This window comes from Paenarthrobacter sp. PAE-2, assembly GCF_026013155.1.
Lineage (GTDB): Bacteria > Actinomycetota > Actinomycetes > Actinomycetales > Micrococcaceae > Arthrobacter > Arthrobacter ureafaciens.
Genome location: NZ_JAPDNV010000088.1, coordinates 1 through 2,488 on the forward strand (window position 1 = coordinate 1; position 2,488 = coordinate 2,488).

The following is a 2,488-nucleotide window of genomic DNA, read 5'->3' on the forward strand; positions in this document are numbered from 1 at the left end:
CAGAAAACAATACACGCCCCCAACCCCCAACGCAAATCCACCCCCAAACAGCCACCCGCGGGCCTCTGTGGGCACCTTCATTGGGCACCACGCTCCTACCGATCCTTACGCGCATGGGCCGGCCTCCATCATCTATCCCGTCGTGCGCCCTTTGCACGTCGGGACCTCCGCCGGAAGGCAACGTAGAGGCAGCTCAAGTTGCCTGTTCGGTGGAAAGGGCCCGAGCCGCCACGAACTCGCAGCCAGGTGATCTCCCGCGTCCGGGCGCCCGTATAAGGCATGGCCTGGAAACTCGCAGGCCCCGGCGCGACCCATAGGGGCTGTCTGAATAACGGTGGATCCACGGTTGGCCTGACACGCCGGGCATTGCCTGGCGGGGAGGACCGATCATGAGCGACACCATGGATCCCATGGCGACTGATGTGGATCAGCAAGAATTAGCGCAGCAGCTCCTGGCCCAGGCCAGAGAACAGGGCATCGGCCTCGTTGGCCCTGACGGGCTGTTGAACCGGCTCACGAAGAACGTCCTGGTAACCGCTCTAGAAGCGGAAATGGACGAACACCTCGGATACGAAAAGCACGACGTGTCCGGGCGCGGGAGCGGGAACTCCCGCAACGGCACCCGCACTAAGACCGTGTTGACCGAGATCGGGCCGGTGGAGATCGACGTACCGAGGGACACCGGCTCAACGTTCGATCCGCAGATCGTCAAGAAGCGGCAGCGCCGGCTGACTGGCGTGGATGAGATCGTATTGTCGCTAAGCGCGAAAGGGCTCACGACCGGGAAGATCGCGGCCCATTTCGCGGAGGTGTTCAGCGCCAGGGTCTCCAAAGACACCATCTCGAGGATCACAGAGAAGGTCATCGGCGAGATGACCGAGTGGCAGAACCGTCCCCTGGACCGGGTCTACCCGGTGGTGTTCATCGACGCAATCCACGTCAAGGTCCGCGACGGGCAGGTCACGAACCGGCCGGTCTACGTCGCTATGGGTGTCAGTGTCAACGGGGAACGTGACATCCTCGGGCTGTGGGCCGGGGACGGCGGCGAAGGGGCAAAGTTCTGGCTCTCGGTGCTGACCGAGATCAAGAACCGCGGTGTTGAGGACGTCTGCATCACGGTATGCGACGGGCTCAAGGGTCTGCCCGAGGCGATCACCACGGTCTGGTCCCTGGCGGTGGTCCAGACCTGCATCGTGCACCTAATCCGGAACACCTTCCGGTATGCGGCGCGGCAGTACTGGGACGAGATGTCCCGTGACCTGCGTCCGGTCTACACCGCACCCTCGGAGGCCGCGGCTAAGGAGCGGTTCGTGGAGTTCTCGACCAAATGGGGCCGGCAGTACCCGGCGATCACTCGGTTGTGGGAGAACGCCTGGAGCGAGTTCGTGCCGTTCCTGGACTACGACGTGGAAATCCGGCGGGTAATCTGCAGCACCAACGCCATCGAATCCGTCAACGCCCGCTACAGGCGCGCGGTCAGGGCCAGGGGGCATTTCCCCACCGAACAAGCGGCTCTGAAATGCCTCTACCTCGCTACCCGGGCACTGGACCCGACAGGCAAAGGCCGGGCACGATGGGCCACACGATGGAAGCCGGCCCTGAACGCCTTCGCCATCAGCTTCGACGGAAGAATCAACTAAATGCCAACCGTGGATCCACCGAAAATCGGACAGCCCCGACCCATACAGAAACTCCCGCCAGCGACTTCTTGTGTCACTTGGAGGGGACTGGTGGGAGGATGGGCGGCATGGAGTTGCGTATCACCGGGGATCCGGTTGCTGACAAATTGTTGAGTGATGATGCTTTTGCGCTGTTGATGGGGATGCTGCTCGATCAGCAAGTGACCATGGAATCAGCATTTGCTGGTCCTGCGAAGATCCGCTCCCGGGTAGGGTCTTTGGATCCAGCTGTGATTGCCGGCTTTGACCCTGCCGGCTTCGTGGAAGTGTTCAAAGAAACGCCTGCCGTACATCGGTTCCCGGGTTCAATGGCGGGCCGGGTCCAGGACCTCGCACGCACCGTCTACAGCGAGTGGGACGGCGACGCTTCTGCCATCTGGAGTAAGGACGACCCGGATGGTCCCGAGGTTCTGCGAAGGCTGAAGGCACTACCGGGTTTCGGAGACCAGAAAGCGAAGATCTTCCTGGCACTACTCGGAAAGCAGTGTGGCCTCCAAGCACAGGGCTGGAGAGAAACCGCCGGCCATTACGGCGAGGAAGGCTCGTACCTTTCCGTGGCAGACATAGTGGACCCGGAGTCCTTGGTAAAAGTCCGTGCAAGCAAGCAAGCCGCCAAGGCAGCGGCCAAAGCCGCGAAAGGCTGACTTTCGGCTTAAACGACTATGGCCCCGCATGCGGCGGGGCCATAGTCGTTAAAAACACGAGACAGAGGACTGGGCAGCGCCGCAGCTGAACCACGAGTGTCCTGCAAATACGTGGTGTTTTGGTGGTTAATGTGGGAGACCCCCCGTCCCGTGTGGGTTGGGGGG

Annotated in this window: 2 protein-coding genes; both read left to right on the forward strand. The window is 61.9% G+C overall.

What is annotated here, in order from left to right; genetic code table 11:
• Window positions 1-401: 401 nt before the first annotated feature.
• Window positions 402-1,640, forward strand: coding sequence for an IS256 family transposase (locus OCL88_RS20950; protein ID WP_413775475.1), 1,239 nt, complete (start codon window positions 402-404; stop codon window positions 1,638-1,640).
• Between the two features lie 98 nt (window positions 1,641-1,738).
• Window positions 1,739-2,323, forward strand: a complete 585-nt coding sequence (locus tag OCL88_RS20955) for an HhH-GPD-type base excision DNA repair protein (protein WP_264963827.1) — start codon at window positions 1,739-1,741, stop codon at window positions 2,321-2,323.
• The last annotated feature ends 165 nt before the right edge of the window (window positions 2,324-2,488 follow it).

Coding starts and splice junctions, on each gene's coding strand:
- OCL88_RS20950 (WP_413775475.1), top strand. CDS start 402: ATGGATCCCATGGCGACTGATGTGGATCAGCAAGAATTAGCGCAGCAG.
- OCL88_RS20955 (WP_264963827.1), top strand. CDS start 1,739: ATGGGCGGCATGGAGTTGCGTATCACCGGGGATCCGGTTGCTGACAAA.